This window comes from Corallococcus sp. NCSPR001 (genome assembly GCF_017309135.1).
Classification (GTDB): domain Bacteria; phylum Myxococcota; class Myxococcia; order Myxococcales; family Myxococcaceae; genus Corallococcus.
In genome coordinates this window covers 506,210-524,436 of the sequence record NZ_JAFIMS010000002.1, presented here as the reverse complement: position 1 = coordinate 524,436, position 18,227 = coordinate 506,210, and the positions used below count along the sequence as shown (strand labels likewise).

The 18,227-nt window shown below is 64.6% G+C and carries 14 protein-coding genes, 2 tRNA genes and 3 rRNA genes; 4 read left to right on the top strand and 15 right to left on the bottom strand.

Features of this window, described 5'->3' with window-relative positions; genetic code table 11:
* The first annotated feature begins 57 nt into the window (after positions 1–57).
* The gene (locus tag JYJ93_RS04150; RefSeq protein ID WP_206786706.1) at positions 58–915 is read left to right on the top strand and encodes a hypothetical protein; all 858 of its coding nucleotides are present in this window, start codon (positions 58–60) and stop codon (positions 913–915) included.
* Between the two features lie 102 nt (positions 916–1,017).
* Here JYJ93_RS04150 and rrf read toward each other — a convergent pair.
* From rrf to def, 7 genes are all read right to left on the bottom strand, one after another.
* Positions 1,018–1,134: ribosomal RNA gene (gene rrf / locus JYJ93_RS04145) — 5S ribosomal RNA — on the bottom strand.
* 183 nt (positions 1,135–1,317) lie between these two features.
* Positions 1,318–4,284, bottom strand: a 23S ribosomal RNA gene (locus JYJ93_RS04140).
* A gap of 291 nt (positions 4,285–4,575) precedes the next feature.
* Positions 4,576–4,648: transfer RNA gene (locus JYJ93_RS04135), tRNA-Ala, on the bottom strand.
* A 56-nt stretch (positions 4,649–4,704) separates the two neighbouring features.
* Positions 4,705–4,781: transfer RNA gene (locus tag JYJ93_RS04130), tRNA-Ile, on the bottom strand.
* Between the two features lie 211 nt (positions 4,782–4,992).
* Positions 4,993–6,530: ribosomal RNA gene (locus JYJ93_RS04125) — 16S ribosomal RNA — on the bottom strand.
* Together the 16S, 23S and 5S rRNA genes with 2 tRNA genes alongside form the textbook arrangement of a ribosomal RNA operon.
* Positions 6,531–7,494: 964 nt before the next feature.
* Positions 7,495–8,199, bottom strand: a complete 705-nt coding sequence (locus JYJ93_RS04120; protein WP_206786704.1) for a sterol desaturase family protein — start codon at positions 8,197–8,199, stop codon at positions 7,495–7,497.
* A gap of 3 nt (positions 8,200–8,202) precedes the next feature.
* Positions 8,203–8,742, bottom strand: a complete 540-nt coding sequence (def, locus tag JYJ93_RS04115) for a peptide deformylase (RefSeq protein ID WP_206786702.1) — start codon at positions 8,740–8,742, stop codon at positions 8,203–8,205.
* Between the two features lie 59 nt (positions 8,743–8,801).
* Between def and JYJ93_RS04110 the strand changes: the two genes are divergently transcribed.
* Positions 8,802–9,284, top strand: coding sequence for a nuclear transport factor 2 family protein (locus JYJ93_RS04110; protein ID WP_206786701.1), 483 nt, complete (start codon positions 8,802–8,804; stop codon positions 9,282–9,284).
* A gap of 1 nt (position 9,285) precedes the next feature.
* Here JYJ93_RS04110 and JYJ93_RS04105 read toward each other — a convergent pair whose 3' ends face one another.
* The 6 genes from JYJ93_RS04105 to JYJ93_RS04080 form a co-directional block, all read right to left on the bottom strand.
* On the bottom strand, positions 9,286–10,728 hold the full coding sequence (locus JYJ93_RS04105; RefSeq protein ID WP_206786699.1) for a hypothetical protein: 1,443 nt from the start codon (positions 10,726–10,728) through the stop codon (positions 9,286–9,288).
* A gap of 87 nt (positions 10,729–10,815) precedes the next feature.
* On the bottom strand, positions 10,816–11,331 hold the full coding sequence (locus JYJ93_RS04100; RefSeq protein WP_206786697.1) for a hypothetical protein: 516 nt from the start codon (positions 11,329–11,331) through the stop codon (positions 10,816–10,818).
* A 40-nt stretch (positions 11,332–11,371) separates the two neighbouring features.
* Entirely contained in the window at positions 11,372–11,989 is a 618-nt protein-coding gene (locus JYJ93_RS04095; protein WP_206786695.1) for a DUF2378 family protein, read from the bottom strand.
* A 46-nt stretch (positions 11,990–12,035) separates the two neighbouring features.
* Entirely contained in the window at positions 12,036–13,145 is a 1,110-nt protein-coding gene (locus JYJ93_RS04090; protein WP_206800080.1) for a 3-oxoacyl-[acyl-carrier-protein] synthase III C-terminal domain-containing protein, read from the bottom strand.
* Positions 13,146–13,659: 514 nt separating this feature from the next.
* Positions 13,660–14,193: a hypothetical protein gene (locus JYJ93_RS04085; RefSeq protein ID WP_206786693.1), complete on the bottom strand. Its 534-nt coding sequence runs from the start codon at positions 14,191–14,193 to the stop codon at positions 13,660–13,662.
* A gap of 131 nt (positions 14,194–14,324) precedes the next feature.
* Positions 14,325–14,957, bottom strand: a complete 633-nt coding sequence (locus tag JYJ93_RS04080; RefSeq protein WP_242543662.1) for a vegetative protein — start codon at positions 14,955–14,957, stop codon at positions 14,325–14,327.
* Between the two features lie 108 nt (positions 14,958–15,065).
* Here JYJ93_RS04080 and JYJ93_RS04075 point away from each other — a divergent pair, with 108 nt between their 5' ends.
* Together JYJ93_RS04075 and JYJ93_RS04070 are read left to right on the top strand one after the other, a co-directional pair.
* The gene (locus JYJ93_RS04075; protein ID WP_120618255.1) at positions 15,066–15,914 is read left to right on the top strand and encodes a MoxR family ATPase; all 849 of its coding nucleotides are present in this window, start codon (positions 15,066–15,068) and stop codon (positions 15,912–15,914) included.
* Between the two features lie 23 nt (positions 15,915–15,937).
* On the top strand, positions 15,938–17,143 hold the full coding sequence (locus tag JYJ93_RS04070) for a VWA domain-containing protein (protein WP_206786689.1): 1,206 nt from the start codon (positions 15,938–15,940) through the stop codon (positions 17,141–17,143).
* Here the strand turns inward: JYJ93_RS04070 and JYJ93_RS04065 are convergent, their stop codons facing one another.
* Together JYJ93_RS04065 and JYJ93_RS04060 are read right to left on the bottom strand one after the other, a co-directional pair.
* Complete coding sequence (locus tag JYJ93_RS04065) at positions 17,144–17,350, bottom strand: helix-turn-helix domain-containing protein (protein ID WP_206800714.1); 207 nt, start codon at positions 17,348–17,350, stop codon at positions 17,144–17,146. It abuts the gene before it with no gap.
* Entirely contained in the window at positions 17,347–18,108 is a 762-nt protein-coding gene (locus tag JYJ93_RS04060) for a sigma 54-interacting transcriptional regulator (RefSeq protein ID WP_206786687.1), read from the bottom strand. The genes JYJ93_RS04065 and JYJ93_RS04060 overlap by 4 nt, the downstream gene beginning before the upstream one ends.
* Positions 18,109–18,227 lie beyond the last annotated feature (119 nt).

Here is an 18,227-nt window from a genome sequence, read left to right as displayed (position 1 = left end):
CGTATGCTACGGAAGCCGCTCGCATCGAAGCAATGCGCGCGCGGCCATGCCCCTCCCATGACCGTCGAAGCGTCCGGCCCCTTCCGCATTCACGCCTTCACACCCCGTCTGCGCGCGCTGGGAGCGTTCCTGCACACCACGGTGCTGGGCACGCTCGGCTACTTCACCGCGCTGCTGTTCAAGGACGTGCTCGCGGGCACCCAGACGCTGGCCCCCGGGCCACTGGCGACAGGACTCGTGGCAGGGGGAGTCCTGCCGTTCATCGCGCTGAGCCTACTGCGCCTGGGAACGAGGGCCACCGTCACGGTCCGGCCAGAAGGTCTGGTGCTCACCCTGTCCGGGGGAGCGCACTTCGAGCTCCCCTTCGAAGCACTGGAATCCATCCGTCCATGGCGTCTGCCCACTCCAGGCCCGGGACTGACCCTGCGGCTGCGCACAGGAAGAGCCTTCGACTACGGACTGGAAGTACAGGCGCCCATGCCCCTGCTCGAGGCGATGGGGCCGCTGGGAGAGGCACGAAATGATCCGCGGGTGCGCTACGCGCAAGCGCGGAGCGAGAAGTGGCGGAGGCGCTGGTACGACTGGGCCTTGAAGTACGGCCTGGTGCCCGGAGCGCTCGCCGGCATCTTCTTCCGAGCTCACCAGTACATCTCCTTCGGAGGTCCGTTCGGAGAAGCCCAGATGTACGGATGGACAGCGTACTTCACGTCCTTCGCACGCACCTGGTTGCCAGTGTTCCTGGCCCTGCTGTTGTTTGGTTGTTTCTGGAGAGCCTTCGCTGAAGCGTTTTGCTTCGGCGCCGCGTGGCTGGGCCCACGGTGGGCACGCAACGTCCGCACCGGCGCGGAGTGGACCTGCCGGGCGCTGTATTACGTGGCCCTGCCAGTCTTTCTCGCGGTACGCCTGCTGGGCTGAGCCGCAAAGACAAACATCCCAAGCCAGGATCAGGCAGGGGGAGCACCAGCCCGCAAAGACAAAGCCCCTGGCGCCTTGCGGCACCAGGGGCTTTCAAAAAGAATCCGGCAGCGACCTACTCTCCCACGCGGTTTCCCGCGGAGTACCATCGGCTCTGGAGGGCTTAACTTCCGTGTTCGGGATGGGAACGGGTGTGACCCCTCCGACATTGCCACCGGAAAAACGAATGACGGTGCATACGAAGGGTAAGTTGCAAGCTTCCGCTTGAGTGAAGCCTCTTGCGACAGAAGTCGAAGAAGCAATTGAAACAGCTGCCTTCCGGGCGGACGCGCATGGGCGTCCTGGCCTCGGCCTTGGCCCCGAGTCCCTTACTCCCCTTGAGGGGGCATGCAAGAGAATGGGGGAAGTAAGCCGCTCGACTTATTAGTACTGGTTAGCTTAACGCGTTACCGCGCTTACACACCCAGCCTATCAACGTGGTAGTCTTCCACGAGTCTTCAGGGGCTTGCGCCCGGGATACCTGGTCTTGAGGTCGGTTTCCCGCTTAGATGCTTTCAGCGGTTATCCAATCGGCACATGGCTACCCAGCGATGCCTCTGGCGAGACAACTGGTACACCAGCGGTGCCTCCAACCCGGTCCTCTCGTACTAAGGTCAGAGCCTCTCAAGTATCCTACGCCCACAGCAGATAGGGACCAAACTGTCTCACGACGTTTTGAACCCAGCTCGCGTACCGCTTTAATTGGCGAACAGCCAAACCCTTGGGACCTGCTCCAGCCCCAGGATGCGATGAGCCGACATCGAGGTGCCAAACCTCCCCGTCGATGTGAACTCTTGGGGGAGATAAGCCTGTTATCCCCGGAGTACCTTTTATCCGTTGAGCGATGGCCCTTCCATTCAGGACCACCGGATCACTATGACCTGCTTTCGCACCTGCTCGACCTGTCGGTCTCGCAGTCAAGCTCCCTTATGCCATTGCACTCGACGCCCGGTTTCCAATCGGGCTGAGGGAACCATCGCGCGCCTCCGTTACTTTTTGGGAGGCGACCGCCCCAGTCAAACTACCCACCAGACAGTGTCCCAGTCCCGGCTGACGAGACGTGGTTAGACACCAGAAATCAACAGGGTGGTATTTCACCGTTGCCTCCACCGAACCTAGCGGCCCGGCTTCAAAGGCTCCCACCTATCCTACACAGTCAATCCCTAGTGTCACTGTCAAGTTGTAGTAAAGGTTCACGGGGTCTTTCCGTCTTGCTGCGGGTAAACTGCATCGGCACAGCTATTTCAATTTCGCTGAGTCCCTCTCCGAGACAGTGCGGAAGTCGTTACTCCATTCGTGCAGGTCGGAACTTACCCGACAAGGAATTTCGCTACCTTAGGACCGTTATAGTTACGGCCGCCGTTTACTGGGGCTTCGGATCATCGCTTCGCCTTGCGGCTGACGAATCCCCTTAACCTTCCAGCACCGGGCAGGAGTCAGACCCTATACGTCGGCTTGTCGCCTTCGCAGAGTCCTGTGTTTTTGGTAAACAGTCGCTACCGCCATTTCTCTGCAACCTCTCTCGGCTTCGGCTGTACGCCTACACCTACCAGAGGCCCACCTTCTTCCGAAGTTACGGTGGAAATTTGCCTAGTTCCTTGGAGGAGAGTTCTCTCAAGCGCCTTAGGATTTTCTCCTCACCCACCTGTGTCGGTTTGCGGTACGGACACCCTGCAGACTCCCTGCGGGACTTTTCTTGGAAGCCGAGCATCAGCGACTTACCCCTTGCGGGGCGCCATGGGGTCTCGGGGATGACTGCCGCGCCTTTATTCGTACGCGACACCCCTACGCCTTTAGACTGACACAACCACCGGTCAGCTCGCCTAGCTTTCTCCGTCCTCCCTCAGTTCAACGTCTGCAAGATGGCGCAGGAATATTAACCTGCTTGCCATCACCTACGCCTTTCGGCCTCGGCTTAGGACCCGGCTAACCCTGGGAAGATTAACTTGACCCAGGAAACCTTGGGTTTACGGCGAGGGGGTTTCTCACCCCCTTTATCGCTACTCATTTCGGCATCAGCACTCCCAGTCGCTCCAGCGGCCTTTTCAGTCCACCTTCGCTGCAACTGGGACGCTCCCCTACCGCCATGCATGCCAAACATGCATGACCCGAAGCTTCGGCACTAGTCTTGAGCCCCGTTACATTTTCGGCGCGGCCTGTCTTGACCAGTGAGCTATTACGCTTTCTTTAAAGGATGGCTGCTTCTAAGCCAACCTCCTGGTTGTCAATGACCTGCCACATCCTTTCTAGTGTTCACTTAGACTAGATTTGGGGGCCTTAGCTGTCGGTCTGGGTTATTCCCCTCTTGCCAATGGACGTTATCACCCACTGACTGCGTCCCGGGATAACAATTGCCGGCATTCGGAGTTTGATACGGTTTGGTAATCTGGTGAGACCCCTAGCCGTTTCAGTGCTCTACCTCCGGCATTGAATTACCCGAGCCGATACCTAAATATCTTTCGGGGAGAACCAGCTATCACGGAGTTTGATTGGCCTTTCACCCCTACACACAGCTCATCCCAGAAATTTTCAACTTTCATGAGTTCGGTCCTCCATGCGGTGTTACCCGCACTTCAACCTGGCCATGTGTAGATCACCCCGCTTCGGGTTATAATACACGCAACTTAGCGCCCTATTCGGACTCGCTTTCGCTCCGGCTCCACCTAACGGCTTAGCCTCGCTACGTATATTAAGTCGCCGAATCATGATGCAAAAGGTACGCTCTCGCACTGGCTTGCGCCGTAGTGCTCGAACTGCTTGTAGACATGCGGTTTCAGGTTCTTTTGACTCCCCTCACCGGGGTTCTTTTCACCTTTCCCTCGCGGTACTTGTTCACTATCGGTCGCCAAGGAGTATTTAGGCTTACCGGATGGTCCCGGCAGATTCAGACAGGATTGCACGTGTCCCGTCTTACTTGGGTAACCCGCTCAGCTCCAGTTGGCTTTCGTGTACGCGACTATCACGCTCTTTGGTGCGTCTTTCCAGGACGCTTCCACTAGCCCTCCAGAGTCCTACCGCGGACCCGCTACCCCATCGCCATTTGCATGGCGCTGGTTTGGCCTCTTCCCATTTCGCTCGCCACTACTTTGGGAATCACTCATTGTTTTCTCTTCCTCAGGGTACTGAGATGTTTCACTTCCCCTGGTTTGCTCTGCAAACCTATGAATTCAGTTTGCAGTAACGCAGCTATTCGCCGCGCTGGGTTTCCCCATTCGGACATCTCCGGATCAACGTTTGGTTGGCAACTCCCCGAAGCTTTTCGCAGCCACCCACGTCCTTCATCGCCTCTTGGCACCTAGGCATCCACCGCACGCCCTTAGTAGCTTACTTGCCCTAATCTCTTGTCTAACGCCCGCCTCCCGGCGGATTGTCGAAACTCGGAGACCAAGGCCCAGACCTCTGCTCTTCGCTAGCAGGCCCGGAAGACATTCTTTATTGCTGTTTCTCACTGCTTCTTCTTGTGTGGGAGACTTCGCTTTTGCCCCACTCGGCTGCCTCGCGGCGCCAGGTGAGACTCATTTCGAAGTCGGCACTTCTGTTGAGAACTTCACTCAGCAGAAATTGCAACTTACCCTTCGTATGCACTTGTCAAAGAACGTCCTGCGACTTCCAGGAAACTTGTGGAGCTGATCGGGTTCGAACCGACGACATCCAGCTTGCAAAGCTGGCGCTCTCCCAGCTGAGCTACAGCCCCGACTCTCGCGTCAGCACCAGTCACTCTGTGTCTTCCCTCCAGTGAGGAAAGAAGAGTGGTGGGCCTAGGTGGACTTGAACCACCGACCTCGCGCTTATCAGGCGCGCGCTCTAGCCAGCTGAGCTATAGGCCCAGGGGGGCTAAAGCATCGGCGAACCTTACAGCGTCCTTCATTCTCAAAGAGCCGAGCACACCTTCGCTCGGTCCTTCAAAACCAAACAGCAAGCCCGAAGTTCATAATGGATTGTTTACCGGAAACATTGACCTAGTTAGACCTGATAGCCTTTCGGCTACTGGCATCGCCTGCTGCTCCGAAGAGTCAGCCCGATGCCCGGTCTCCTTAGAAAGGAGGTGATCCAGCCGCAGGTTCCCCTACGGCTACCTTGTTACGACTTCACCCCAGTTACCGAGCACTCCTTGGGCATCTCTTGGTGAGATGACTTCTGGAGCAATCGACTCCCATGGTGTGACGGGCGGTGTGTACAAGGCCCGGGAACGTATTCACCGCAGCGTGCTGATCTGCGATTACTAGCGATTCCGCCTTCATGGAGTCGAGTTGCAGACTCCAATCTGAACTGAGACCGGTTTTCTGCGATTAGCTCCCCCTCGCGGGTTTGCAGCGCTCTGTACCGGCCATTGTAGCACGTGTGTAGCCCTGGTCATAAAGGCCATGAGGACTTGACGTCATCCCCACCTTCCTCCGGTTTAACACCGGCAGTCCCTCTAGAGATCCACTTGCGTGGCAACTAAAGGCGAGGGTTGCGCTCGTTGCGGGACTTAACCCAACATCTCACGACACGAGCTGACGACAGCCATGCAGCACCTGTCTCTCGGTTCCCTTGCGGGCACTCCCTCATCTCTGAAGGATTCCGAGGATGTCAAGACCAGGTAAGGTTCTGCGCGTTGCGTCGAATTAAACCACATGCTCCACCGCTTGTGCGGGCCCCCGTCAATTCCTTTGAGTTTTAGTCTTGCGACCGTACTTCCCAGGCGGAGAACTTAATGCGTTAGCTACGGCACCGCGGGGGTCAACTCCCACGACACCTAGTTCTCATCGTTTACGGCGTGGACTACCAGGGTATCTAATCCTGTTTGCTACCCACGCTTTCGCGTCTCAGCGTCAGTTACCGTCCAGGTGGCCGCCTTCGCCACCGGTGTTCCTCCCCATATCTACGAATTTCACCTCTACTTGGGGAATTCCGCCACCCTCTCCGGCACTCAAGCTCTGCAGTTTCGGGCGCACTTCCTCAGTTGAGCTGAGGGCTTTCACACCCGACTTGCAAAGCCGCCTACACGCGCTTTACGCCCAATAATTCCGAACAACGCTTGCACCCTCTGTATTACCGCGGCTGCTGGCACAGAGTTAGCCGGTGCTTCTTCTCCCGGTACCGTCAAGGCAAAGCGTATTAGGCTTTACGGTTTCGTCCCGGTCGAAAGTGCTTTACAATCCAAAGACCTTCATCACACACGCGGCGTTGCTGCGTCAGGCTTTCGCCCATTGCGCAAAATTCCCCACTGCTGCCTCCCGTAGGAGTCTGGACCGTGTCTCAGTTCCAGTGTGGCTGATCGTCCTCTCAGACCAGCTACCCGTCGTTGCCTTGGTGGGCCATTACCCCGCCAACTAGCTGATGGGCCGCGGACTCATCTGGTTGTGATAGCTTGTATACAGAGGCCACCTTTTCCCTCAGCCTCCGAAGAGACCGTGGGCTTATCCGGTATTAGCCAATCTTTCGACTGGTTATCCCAGGCATCCAGGCAGATTATCCACGTGTTACGCACCCGTGCGCCGCTCTACTAAGGGTTGCCCCTATTCGCGCTCGACTTGCATGTGTTAGGCACGCCGCCAGCGTTCGTTCTGAGCCAGGATCAAACTCTCCAATTGTATTCTTGGTTTGCTTGAACCGGCGTTCCCCGAGACCCGGCTAAGGAGTCTCGGCTCGCTGATTCGTCGGCACTCCCCTCCTCGCTGCGCTTTTCAGCGCTGCTCTTGGAGGTGAAGCGCCCTCAAAAAATTGACTGCGGGTTTCCGCAATCCATTACTGCTTGGGCTTGCTATTTGGTTTTCAAAGACCGAGCCGCTTGTTTTGCTTCGCGACTTTTGCTACCGTCTACTTCGTTGCCGGTTTCGTTTCAACCGGCGGGGTTGCAGCTTCTATTTCAGTTCGCAGTCAGCGTCAACTTCGCTTTTGCGTCCTGCGGGCTGCTTCGAATCTCGTCGGCACCGTCCAGTGACTTTCGCCGCTTCTTTTCGAAGGGGAGCGGCTTCTACTTCAGCGCCGCGTTCCCTGTCAACCGCTTGCTGTCAGCTTTTCCCACCGCTTTGCGTCCGTTGTGTTGCCTTCCGGACGGCTGCTTCTTCGGTGGGGCGCGGCTTCTATCTCTTCGCCGCGTTCGCTGTCAACCCGCTCGTTGACTGCCCTATTTCCTTGTCGGTGCTGCTCTCTCCACGAAGTGCCTTCCGCACCAGTGCGCGGGCTTCGTAGCGAGGGGCGCGGCTTGTACCACCACCGCATCCGCGATCAACCATTTTGGTGGCGACCGTTTGCTGCTGTCCACTCTCCGCGTTCCGAGCTGCTGCGTTCGGTCCGGTTCGGGCGGGGCGCGGCTTCTACCTCTTTGCCGCGTTCGGGATCAACAACCTTCGTCGATCCTTTTCTTCCCCCGCGCTGACTTTCCGAGGCCCGGGGGCCAGCGGTTCGTTGCGCGGGGGTCCAGTCTCTAACGCTTCGGTTCGGCGACGTCAAACCCTGATTGATCCGGGCCTGATCATTCGTCCCCAGCCGCCGGGGATATGGGCACGCCGTTCCAAGGTGTGAACCCCCGGCTCCGGCTTTCTTCTTTCCCAGTCACTTCCCTCGGCGTGCTGCCTGCTCCTCGTCCTGTGGGGCGCGCCATCGCGTCCCGAAGAGCTCGTCCGCCAGAGGGAAGGTGATGTTGAAGTTGTGCCGGCCCATCCGGCTGGGCTCGTGGTGCACCTGATGGTGGCGCCGGAGGAAGGAGATGCCGGGCAGCCGAGCGCTCCAGTGGTTGCCCGGCAGGTGCGTGGCGAAGTGCACCCACTCGTACGCCAGGTAGTAGCCGAGCGCCGTGGCGACGAAGAGCCAGCCCGCATTGGGGGATATCAGGAGGAAGCAGAGCGCTCCGAGCGGGGCGGCGATGGCTCCCAGGAAGAAGAGGAGCAGCACCGGCGGGAAGAGCACCATCTTGAAGTCCCGGGGGGACTCGTACGCCATCGCCTCGTGGGTGAAGAAGCGGTGGTGCTGGACGGTGTGCCGCTCGAACATCAGGCCCAGGCCCCGGGTGCGGTGGTGCATGGGGCCCCGGTGGCCGAGGAACTCGACGGTGTTCGCGAACGCGATGACCGCCGGGACGCCGAGCAGCTCCCAGAAACGAGGGGCCTCCACCTGGCTCAGCGCCAGGGCGATTCCGCCCAGGCAGACGAGGCTGGTGAAGGCGAAGTGGACCTGCCCCCGGTAGCCCGGCCCGAGGGTCCGCGCCCGGTACTCCTCACGGAAGGCCTGGACCTTCTGGGGGACGGGGCGCGGTTCCATGCGTCAGGAGCGCTTCGGACCCTTGTCTTCCGCGGGCTCTTCCTTCCGGCGCGCGAGCGACTTCTGCAGCTTCTTCATCCGGTCCAGGATGAGGGTGCGCTTCAGGCTGGAGAGGTGGTCCACGAAGACGTGGCCGTCCAGGTGGTCGATTTCGTGCTGGAGCACGTGCGCGAGCCGCCCGTCCGCCTCCAGTTCGTGCCACTGGGCCGTCTTGTCCTGGTAGCGGACCTTCACGCGCTCGACGCGGGGGCACTTCTCCCAGACGTCCGGCACGGAGAGGCAGCCCTCCTCGTACTTCACGCTCCCCTCCTTCGAGAGCAGCTGGGGGTTCACGATTTCGAACTGGGTGCCGTCCTCGCGGCCGACGATGGCGACGCGCAGGGCGACTCCCACCTGGTTGGCCGCGATGCCGATGCCCTTGGCTTCCGCCATGGCCTCCGACATCTCCTGGAGGAGCGTTTCGAGCGCCGGGCCGAAGTCGGTCACGGGCTGGGTGGCGGTGGTGAGTACCTTGTGGGGCCAGATGACGATGTCGCGAGCCATGCGGCGGACTCTGCCATGCGGCCCCTTCCATTGCTCGGCAGTTCCGCTAGACCGGCGGCATGCACCCGCACTCCCAGCTCATCACTGACTTCTATACGGCCTTCCAACGGCGCGACGCGGACGGCATGGCCGCCTGCTACCACCCGGACGTGGAGTTCAACGACGCCGTGTTCCAGGGCCTTCGCTACGCGGGGGTCACCTCCATGTGGCGCATGCTGCTGGAGCGCGGCAAGGACCTGGAGCTCGAGTTCAGCCAGGTCCAGGCCGATGACCGCACCGGCAGCGCCCACTGGGATGCGCGCTACACCTTCAGCCAGACGGGCCGGAAGGTGCTCAACCGCATCGACGCGACCTTCGAGTTCAAGGACGGGAAGATTGTCCGCCACACCGACCGGTTCCCGTTCTGGACCTGGTCGCGCCAGGCGCTGGGGCCAGTGGGGTGGGCGCTCGGGTGGACGCCGCTTTTGCAGAACAAGGTGCGCGCCCAGGGCGCCGCCGGCCTGCGCAAGTACATGAAGGAGCGCGGCGTTCAGGGACAGTGACTCACTCCCTCACGTCGAGCGTCTTCAGCGTCACGGGCTCCCTGGGGCCCCGGCGTGACAGCGTCGCCTCGCAGCGCACCTGGCCCATCCAGTCCGTGTAGCGCAGCGACGCCCTGCCGTCCGCGTGCAGCCACAGCGTCGCGTGACCGTGGTTGCCGCGGTCCTGGCGCACGCCCGTCCATTCCGGGAAGCGCGGCCGGGACTCGAAGAAGCGGACCGGGGCCACCGGGTACTCCGGTGCGTCCCTGCGCTCGGAGGGGAAGCCCCCGTGGCCCAGGCTGGCTCCGATGAAGGGCAGGCCCGGTGCGCGGTCGTAGAGCGCTCCGGCCTGGGCGCCTCCCCAGCACCAGAGGTCCACCCACTCGCGCTCCACGACCAGGGGGCTCAGGTCCTCCGTCACCAGCGGGGCGAGCCGCTCCGCGTCCGGGCCGTAGGGCGCGGCGTGGGTCAGCAGGATGTTCATCGCTCCGCGCCGGCGTCCTTCCGACAGGCGCTGCTCCAGCCACTGCAGCAGCGCGGGCTCACGGTGGCGGCCCGCTTCGAACCACGCGGTGTCCAGGCCGATGAGCTGGAAGCGCTCCGAGGCGAGGCAGAAGTAGCTGCCCTCCTGCGGGTGACGGGAGCTCGCGCCCCGCCGCTCGTCCAGGTAGCGGAAGTAGGCGCCCGCGCCCGAGCGCATCTCTGGCGGCGCGTTCAGCGTCAGCAGCGCCGTCGTCCCGAGCAGCGGCTCCAGCGGCTCCGCCAGGTGCGCGTCGAATTCGCCCTGGCGGCCCGAATAGAAGACGCCGCCCAGGTGCACCGCGCAGTCCAGGCGCTCGCCGCGCATCACCAACTGCCGGGCGATGTACCGGGAGGCATATTCGCCCGTGCCGAAGTCCCCGAAGAGCGCCACCTCCACCGGATGGCCGGGCTCCGGCTCCCGCAGCGGATAGACGAAGCGGCTCTTCGCTCCGAAGTGCCAGCGGAAGGGGGCCTGCCGCGCCGCCGCGCCCTGCTCCAACCAGACCGGGCCGCTGAACAACAGCCAGCCGCGCAGGTCCGCCTGAGGCTCGAAGCGCGTGCGCGTGGGGTCGATGGGGATCTCCTCCGTCCTCAAGGGGAAGGTGAAGTCCGCGGGCAGCCCTCCCGATCCCTGACGGGCGTGACGCTCCGTCGCGTCGAGCTGCTCCTGGAGCTGGCCGGGGTCCGTGAAGAGCAGCTCGAGCTCCCGCAGCGCCTCCACGAACGCGCCCACCGTGACCCTCGCGCCCAGGCCACTCTCCGTCCAGCGCAGCACGTCCTCCGGCTCCCGCAGGAAGGCGGACTTGAGCGCCTCCAGCTCCTCCGGGCCGAGGAGGGGCAGGTCCGTGTCCTCCGGCGGCGCCTCCGACGGCACGGACCTTCCGCTCCTCGCGGGCGGCCGGTAGCCGAGCGATTCGTAGAGCGGATTCCACCTGCTTTCCATGCGTCCCCCTGGTGATGGCATCGGATGCCCAGGGACGTATTCTCCCAGGCATCCCCGACACTCCTGCTCACCCTGGGGTGCCGGAGCTCAGGGGCTGGAGGCGCCCGTGCCTTCCTTCCGGAAGGTGTAGAGCGTGTAGTACGAGCCCGTGGCGAAGCCGGGCAGCTTGAGGGGGTTGAACACGCTCAGGTTCGTCATCACGCCGCCCACGAAGCCCGGTGGAACCTCCACCAGCTTGAGCGCGCCTCCCGCGAGCACCACGCCTGACTGGGGCTGGTCGTTGCTCACGAGCACGCACTCGCCCTGCGCGGTGAAGGCCCCCACCGGCAGGAGGAAGCGCGCGTGGAACGGGACCTGCGTGCCCGGGGTGAAGCCCCGGTCCGTCAGCCGGAAGCAGGCCGTGGCCGAGCCCACCCTTTCGTAGGCGCCGTCTCCCGCGGGCACGTAGAGCCCCGCGCCCAGCTTCACGGTGGGCGTGAAGGGCGCCGCCGCGCACACCGCTTCATCCGGCGGCGTGGCGGCATCCTCCTGCGAGCGAAAGGCATACACCCACTCCGTGCCGGACCGCAGCCGCACCGTGGCTCCTGCCTGTTCCCTCGTCATGTCCAAACCCATCTTCAGGACCGCGGGTTGCGTGCTCCGGTCACTGCCAGGACAGCGCGTACTCCGTGTCCACCGGGCCCGTCTGGCGGCCCTTCACCTGGACGCCTCGGGCACCGAGTGCCTCGATGACCGCCTGGAGCACGCCTTCGTGGTACGCGGGCGGCATGAAGTCCCGCTTCATCATGAGCTTGCCCGCGCGGTCGCTGGACCACTCCACGGAGCGATCGCCGTAGCTCACCGCCGCGCGGTAGCCCGTGGGCAGGTTCGACACCAGCCGCTTGGGGCTGTCACCCGCGAGCAGGAGCAGCGTCTTGCCCGCCGCCGACGACAGGAAGTCCGTGGTCGCCTGCGTGCCCATCTTGCGCAACATCGCGTCGAAGCCGCCCAGCTGCGGGCCCATCAACTGCGCGCCCGTGAAGGACAGCTTCAGGAAGCCCGCCACCGGGTAGTTGAAGAAGTCCACGAACTTCTTCTCCGGCACCACCGCCAGGCATTTCTCCACCGCGGCGTCGCCGCCCAGGATGCGCACCGCGTTCAACGCGCCGTTGAAGAACATGCCTCGGGCCGTGTCGTCGGGGGTCGCCACGGACAGGCGCTTCTCCAGGTCCTGGGCGATGGCCGGCTCCAGGACCGCGACTTCCTTGCGCTGCTCACTCATAGAGGGGGGAATCTCCGAGGGGGGAGGAGATGAACACCCGTGCGCGCTACAGCCGCACGAGCTGGGCCCCATAATGGACGTTGGCACCGACAGCCGCCACCACCACCAGGTCCCCACTGCCGAGTGCAACGCGACCCTGCTCCAAATCGTCCGCTAGGAGAATCAACATCCCGGCCGCGGAAGTATTGCCAATGCGATCCACGTTGCAGGCCACCGACTCCTTCGGCAGGCCCGCGCGGGCCACGAACGAGTCCATCACCCGCTTGTTGGGCTGGTGGAAGTAATAGCGCTTCACCTGTTCACGCACCGTGGGCGTAAGCACCGCGTTCAGGCACTTCTGCATGTACTCCGGGTAGCTGCGCGCGACCTTGAAGCCGTCCACCACGAAGGCCATCTCGGCCGGGCGCGTGCGACCCGGCTGGTAGGGCAGCTTCAGCATGCCGCCGCCCCGGCGCGCGACGAGCTCCGCGTACGCGTTGCCGGAGAACGAGGAGAGGATGCCCGGACCGTCCTCGGGGACCTCCTGGTTGCGCAGCACCACCGCGCCCGCGCCGTCTCCGAAGACATACATGGACAGGTAGGCGTTGAGCGCCTTGGGGCGGCCCGGCGTGGGCGGCAGCTCGTCCGTGTAGACCTCCCGGTTGAGCAGCGGCGAGGTGAACGCCGAGGCCACCACCGCCACCGTGCGGAAGCGGCCGCCCTCCATCATCTTGCGCACCAGGTCCAGCACGTAGGGCGTGCCGCCGCAGCCGTCGTCCACCACCAGCGCGAAGGCGTCCTCGCGCAGACCCAGCCGCTCATGCAGCGCCATGGCGTCGTGGTTGAAGTGCGGCGCATCCGGGGTGCAAGTCACCACGAAGAGCGCGTCCAGCTCCTTCGCCTCCACGCCGCCGCGGGAGAGGGCCTGGCGCAGCGACACCTCGCACATGTCCGTGTTCGTCGCCGGGTAGAAGCGCCCCATCACGTCGTCCGGCGGCGGGATGGCGCGGCCCGTCTCGTCGTCGAAGTCCCAGAGGAAGCGGCGCTCCTTGATGCCAATCTTCTCTTCGATGCGGGCGGCCGACCAGCCGGGGATCGCCTTCGCGATCCGCTCGTTGGAGATGGTCCGTGCTGGGACGAACGAACCCGCGCCCACCACACACACCCGTTCGGTCATTTCCATGGCCTCGTGATTTCACAGCCTTGCCGGACGGGATGGATTCCCTGGCTCCTGTGCCTAGAGCACGTTCCAGGCCACTTCCTAAGCCCTTGGAAAGACGGAGTTCCTGTTCCTGGACAAGTCATTCGTGAAGTACAGGCCAGGACAGAACTGCCTCGGAGGCCTGTGAAATCCACAGGATGCGGAATGTTTCAGAAGTGAAGCCATCGACGTGGAATGAATCACACGCGACGTGTCAATTCACTGCTGGTGGACATTCGAATGACCCACGGTGTCTGCCATTGGTCTGGCGCTGTCAATGGCCCCCGCGTCGGCAAGGGTCCACCGCCCCCTGCCGGGCGGGCGGTGGACTGACGACAAGCCCGCCGCGCCTCCCCCCCTATTGCCAGCAGGTCGCTCCGAGCCCTGACCGCACTACGGAAGACAGGGAAAGTCGGATTTCGGCCACCCAGGTGCGTCGAATTCCTCTTCGGATATTGCGCGGTGCGGGCCCGGGTGGATCGCGCCCCTTCTAGAAAGGGATGTTGTCGTCGTCGCCGGGGGGCGGGATGTCGCCGTCGTCCGGCGGGTTGCCGAAGCCGTAGCCACCACCACCCCGGCCTCCACCGCGCGAGGGGGCCTCGCCACCACCGCCGCCCTCACCGCGCTGCCGGGCAATCTCCGTTTCGATGGCGGCCAGGAGCTGGCGCTCCTTGTCGTGCCAGCGCGACTTGCTGGGGTCCGACAGGGAGCGGCGCGCGCCGTTGGCGTAGAACTCGAGGTCCTGGAGGCTGGCGCCGTAGACGGGCGCGCCCTTGCTGCGGCCGTAGTTGGGCAGGAGCGTGCCGTCGCCACCGCCGCCGCCGCCACCACCAGACGGGGCGCCCGAGGACGCGGGACGGCGATACGCCGGGGCCGACGCCGCGACGGGCGTGGCGCTCATGGACAGCTCGCCCAGTTGCAGCGTGAAGCCTTCGCCATTCCTGTACGCCGTGCCCACCCGAACCTGCTCCACCGAACCGTCGGGACGGCGGACCGCGACGGTGACTGGATATTGCTCGCTCATGGGGCCGGGATTCCCACCGCCACGACCCCCATGTCAATCAAAGGAAGCAAGCCGTGTCGGGCCCGAGGCACGCACGGCGGGCCGCTCGGGGCGACCCGGCACGCGGGGAGGCGCGCGGACGACGTCCTCCGTCAGGTCAGCGACACCATGCCGCCGCTGGAGCCCTTCTTGCGCAACCACGCCTTGGGCTTGGGCGGCGCCACGGGCGCGGCCGGCTTCGCCGTTTCCTTCAGCGCCTGGCTGCCCGCGCGACCGCGCGGCAGCGTGACGTCCGGGACCGACTGCGGCTTCGCGCCATCCACCCACGCGTCCGGGCGGCGGCCCGTGCGGATGAGCAGGCGCAGCTTCTGGTAGTGCGCCGAGCAGTAGCCCTTGGAGCGGCTCTGGCGCTTGCAGCCAACGACGGCGCAGGCCTCGTTGCCTTCCGCGGCGGCGGCCTTCGGCGGGCGGCCCGGAGACTTCGCGGCGGGCGCCTTCACGGGCGCGGCCTTCGCGGCGGGCGTCTTCGCGGTGGGCGCGGCCTTCACGGGCGCGGCCTTCGCGGCGGGCGTGGCCTTCGGCGGACGGCCCGGACGGCGGCGGGCCACCGGCTCCGGCGCCAGCGTGGGCGTGCGCACGCCCGCGACGGCTCCCAGGCGGCTGGACAGCGGCGCCAGGCGGTCGGTCACCGCGCGCAGCGCATCCAACGCATCCAGCCCCTTGGCCATACGGGCCACGGCCTTCTGAACGGGAGCCAGTTGCAGTTGCAACTCGCGGCGGACCATGTCGCGAAGTTCGGTTTCAAGGGAAAGTGGGGCCATGTGGGGCAGGATATACACCCAACCGCCTGGGGAGGGATGGAAACATTCCCCAGGATGTTAAAGGAACCATCCATGACTCCGGTTCCCACTCCCGTTCGCTTCCGCGGCACCGACTCCTACCTCACGAGCGAGGGCCTGCAGGCGGCCGTCAACTGCGCCCTCACGCTCCAGCGGCCCCTGCTGGTCAAGGGCGAGCCCGGCACGGGCAAGACGCTGCTGGCGGAAGCGATTGCCCAGGGACTGGGATTGAAGCTGCTCACCTGGCACGTGAAGAGCACCACGCGCGCGCAGGACGGCTTGTATGTCTACGACACCGTGCAGCGGTTGTATGACTCGCGCTTCGGGGACGGGGACGTGCGAGACATCCGGCGATACATCCGCATGGGGCCGCTGGGCGAGGCGTTCGCCGCTCCGGAGCGCGTGGTGTTGCTCATCGACGAGGTGGACAAGGCGGACCTGGAGTTCCCCAACGACCTGCTCCACGAGCTGGACCGGATGCGCTTCCGCATCTCCGAGACCAACGACGAGGTGGTGGCGAAGCACCGCCCCGTGGTGCTCATCACCAGCAACAACGAGAAGGAATTGCCTGACGCGTTCCTGCGCCGGTGCGTGTTCCATTTCATCGACTTCCCGGAGCGCGAGCTCATGCAGCGCATCGTGGACGTGCACCACCCGGGGCTGGACAGCGCGCTGGCGGACCAGGCGCTCAAGGTCTTCTACGAGCTGCGCGCGATGACGCGTCTGCGCAAGCGGCCGTCCACGAGCGAGCTCATCGACTGGATTTCGGTGCTCAAGGCCAACGGCGTGGTGGAGCTGAAGCTGGAGGAGCAGCTGCCGTTCCTGGGCGCGCTGCTCAAGAAGGAGCAGGACCTGGTGGCGGTGGCGGAAGCCTTCGGACGCGGCCGGCGGACGCGCGCTTAAAGGCAGCACACGGAGGGCACGCCATGTTCCTGCCGTTCTTCTACGAGCTGCGAAAGCGCGGGGTGAAGGTGGGCGCGCAGGAGGCGCTCGCCCTGGCCGGGGCGCTGAAGGCCGGGCTGCATGACAGCAGCCTGGATGGGTTCTACCACGTGGCTCGCGCGCTCCTGGTGCACTCGGAGACGCAGCTGGATGCCTTTGACCAGGCGTTCCTGTCTCACTTCCAGGGCGTCGCCTCCGACGCGCTGAAGCTCACCGAGGAGCTGCTGTCCTGGCTGGAGGAGGCCAAGGAGCGCACCGACCTGAGCCCGGAGGAGCTGGCGCTCCTGGAGCAGTGGGATCCGGAGGAGCTGCGGCGGCAATTGGAGCAGCGGCTGAAGGAGCAGACCGAGCGCCACGACGGCGGCACGCGCTGGGTAGGCACGGGCGGCGCGTCTGCCTTTGGCAACAACGGCGCGGCCCGGCAGGGCGTGCGCATTGGCGGCACGGGCGGGCGTCAGGGCCAGGCGCTGTGGCAGGCCGGGGCGCGCAAGTACGCGGGCTACCGCGACGACCTGGTGCTGGACACGCGGCAGATGGCGGTGGCGCTGCGCAAGCTGCGGGCCTTCGCGCGCGAGGGCGTGGCGGAGGAGCTGGACGTGGACGAGAGCATCGCCGCCACCGCGAAGAACGCGGGGGAGCTGGAGGTGGTGACGCGTCCGCCGCGCAGGCCCAACACGCGCGTGGTGCTGTGCATGGACGTGGGCGGTTCCATGGACCCGTACGCGCACCTGGTGAGCCGGCTGTTCAGCGTGGCCAGCCAGGCCACGCACTTCAAGGAGCTGCGCACCTACTACTTCCACAACTGCGTCTACGGGAAGCTGTACGCCACGCCGCAGCTGACGGGCGGCATCACCGTGCCGGAGCTCACCGCGCAGGTGGGAAGACATCACAAGCTGGTGATGGTGGGCGATGCGTCCATGGCCCCGTATGAGCTGGGCATCCGCACGGATGCGAATGGCCAGTACCGCCAGGAGGGGCTGGAAGGGCTCACGTGGCTGATGCAACTGGCGCAGCACTTCGAGCGCAACGTGTGGCTCAACCCGGAGCCTCGCGGGTCGTGGCGCTCGGGGACCATCGCGGTCATCGCCAATGTGTTCCCCATGTTCGCCCTCACCGTGGAAGGGCTGGGTGAGGCGGTGAACCACCTGACCCGGGGGAAGACGCCCCGGGGCGCGATGGCTCGGCGGTAGTCATTGCTCCGGGCCGGAGATGGGTTCGTCCTCCTTCCGGCCCAGGCGCCGCTCGATGGCCTTGCGGTGCACGCCCAGCAGTCTCGCGGCGGCGCTCTTGTTGCCATCGGCGAGCGACATGGCTTCGGTGATCATCTCCTGCTCCAGGCGCTCCAGCTTGTCTCCCGCGTCGGGCATCCTCAGCACCGTTCGCACGAGTTCCTTCATGGGGTCCTCACGCGCGGCGCCCTGGCTGGGACGGCCCGGCAGCTCGGAGAGGACCTCGGGCGTGATTTCGTCCGTCTCGGCGAACACCGCCAACCGGTCCACGAGGTTGCGCAGCTGGCGCACGTTGCCGGGCCAGGCCATCGCGTGAGCTGGTCCACGGCCTCCGCGGAGAAGCGCAGGGGGCGCCGCTGCTGCTGGACGAAGTGGGCGAGCAGCGCGGGGATGTCCTCGCGCCGCTCCTCCAGGGACGGCACGCGGACCTCCAGCACGTTGAGCCGGAAGTAGAGGTCCTCGCGGAACTTCCGCTGCCGCACCAGTTCCTCCAGGTCCGCGTGCGTCGCGGCCGCCACCCGGCCCTGGAAGGCCTGCTCCGCCGTCGCTCCGATGGGGCGGAAGTGCCCGGCCTCCAGGACTCGCAGGAGCTTGGCCTGGAGGCTCAGCGGTAGCTCCGCGATTTCGTCCAGGAAGAGCGTCCCCTGCCCCACCGCCTTCATCAGGCCGTCCTGCCGCCGCTCCGCTCCGGTGAAGGCTCCCCGCTCGTGACCGAAGAGCTGTGACTCCATGAGCTGTTCGGGGATGGCGCCACAGTTGATCTCCAGGAGCGGCGCGTCTGGCCGGGGCCCCAGGGCGTGCAGTGCTCGGACCGCGCCTTCCTTTCCGGCTCCCGTGGGGCCCAGGACGAGGACGGGGCGGTCCGATAGCGCCACCCTGCGCACCAGGGAGAGCAGGCGCTGGTGCGCGGCGGAGCTTCCCACCATCCCTGGCATCCGCTGGACGCCTTCGCGCGCGGAGGACCTGCACCTCCTGCTCCAACTTCCGCCGGTCCCGCAGTCCTTCGAGAATGGGAACGATGAGCTCCGCGCAGAGGTCGTCCTTG